Annotated in this window: 1 rRNA gene; it reads left to right on the top strand. The window is 56.9% G+C overall.

From position 1 onward, the window contains the following. A 23S ribosomal RNA gene (locus ACFY01_RS46700) occupies nucleotides 1-1,824 on the top strand; the annotation flags it as partial. Nucleotides 1,825-1,855 lie beyond the last annotated feature (31 nt).

Genomic DNA, 1,855 nt, shown 5'->3' on the forward strand with positions numbered 1-1,855 from the left:
GATGGGTAGGGGAGCGTCGTCTGCCGGGTGAAGCGGCACTGGAAGGTAGTCGTGGACGGTTGACGAGTGAGAATGCAGGCATGAGTAGCGATACAAACGTGAGAAACGTTTGCGCCGATTGACTAAGGGTTCCTGGGTCAAGCTGATCTGCCCAGGGTAAGTCGGGACCTAAGGCGAGGCCGACAGGCGTAGTCGATGGATAACCGGTTGATATTCCGGTACCCGCTGTGAAGCGTCAAACATCGAGCATCGTGATGCTAAGGCCGTGAAGCCGTTCCGGACCCTTCGGGGAAAGGAAAGTGGTGGAGCCGCCGGACCAAGCGGTTAGTAGGTGAGTGATGGGGTGACGCAGGAAGGTAGTCCATCCCGGGCGGTGGTTGTCCCGGGGTAAGGGTGTAGGACGTCAGGTAGGTAAATCCGCCTGGCAATAGTCTGAGACCTGATGCCGAGCCGATTGTGGTGAAGTGGATGATCCTATGCTGTCGAGAAAAGCCTCTAGCGAGTTTCATGGCGGCCCGTACCCTAAACCGACTCAGGTGGTCAGGTAGAGAATACCGAGGCGTTCGGGTGAACTATGGTTAAGGAACTCGGCAAAATGCCCCCGTAACTTCGGGAGAAGGGGGGCCACATCCGGTGATGAGCTTCGCGCTCTGAGCTGGGGGTGGCCGCAGAGACCAGCGAGAAGCGACTGTTTACTAAAAACACAGGTCCGTGCGAAGCCGTAAGGCGATGTATACGGACTGACGCCTGCCCGGTGCTGGAACGTTAAGGGGACCGGTTAGCTCACTTTCGGGTGGGCGAAGCTGAGAACTTAAGCGCCAGTAAACGGCGGTGGTAACTATAACCATCCTAAGGTAGCGAAATTCCTTGTCGGGTAAGTTCCGACCTGCACGAATGGCGTAACGACTTCTCGACTGTCTCAACCATAGGCCCGGTGAAATTGCACTACGAGTAAAGATGCTCGTTTCGCGCAGCAGGACGGAAAGACCCCGGGACCTTTACTACAGTTTGATATTGGTGTTCGGTTCGGCTTGTGTAGGATAGCTGGGAGACTTTGAAACGCGGACGCCAGTTCGCGGTGAGTCGTCGTTGAAATACCAGTCTGGTCGTGCTGGATGTCTAACCTGGGTCCGTGATCCGGATCAGGGACAGTGTCTGATGGGTAGTTTAACTGGGGCGGTTGCCTCCTAAAGGGTAACGGAGGCGCCCAAAGGTTCCCTCAGCCTGGTTGGCAATCAGGTGTTGAGTGTAAGTGCACAAGGGAGCTTGACTGTGAGACCGACGGGTCGAGCAGGGACGAAAGTCGGGACTAGTGATCCGGCGGTGGCTTGTGGAAGCGCCGTCGCTCAACGGATAAAAGGTACCCCGGGGATAACAGGCTGATCTTCCCCAAGAGTCCATATCGACGGGATGGTTTGGCACCTCGATGTCGGCTCGTCGCATCCTGGGGCTGGAGTCGGTCCCAAGGGTTGGGCTGTTCGCCCATTAAAGCGGTACGCGAGCTGGGTTTAGAACGTCGTGAGACAGTTCGGTCCCTATCCGCTGTGCGCGTAGGAGTCTTGAGAAGGGCTGTCCCTAGTACGAGAGGACCGGGACGGACGAACCTCTGGTGTGCCAGTTGTTCTGCCAAGGGCATGGCTGGTTGGCTACGTTCGGGAGGGATAACCGCTGAAAGCATCTAAGCGGGAAGCCTGCTTCGAGATGAGGACTCCCACCCACTTGATGGGGTAAGGCTCCCAGTAGACGACTGGGTTGATAGGCCGGATCTGGAAGCCAGGTAACTGGTGGAGGTGACCGGTACTAATAGGCCGAGGGCTTGTCCTCAGTTGCTCGCGTCCACTGTGTTAGTTCTGAG

Origin of the sequence: Streptomyces sp. NPDC001480, from assembly GCF_042894725.1 — a bacterium.
In the GTDB taxonomy this organism is placed as follows: Bacteria; Actinomycetota; Actinomycetes; order Streptomycetales; family Streptomycetaceae; genus Streptomyces.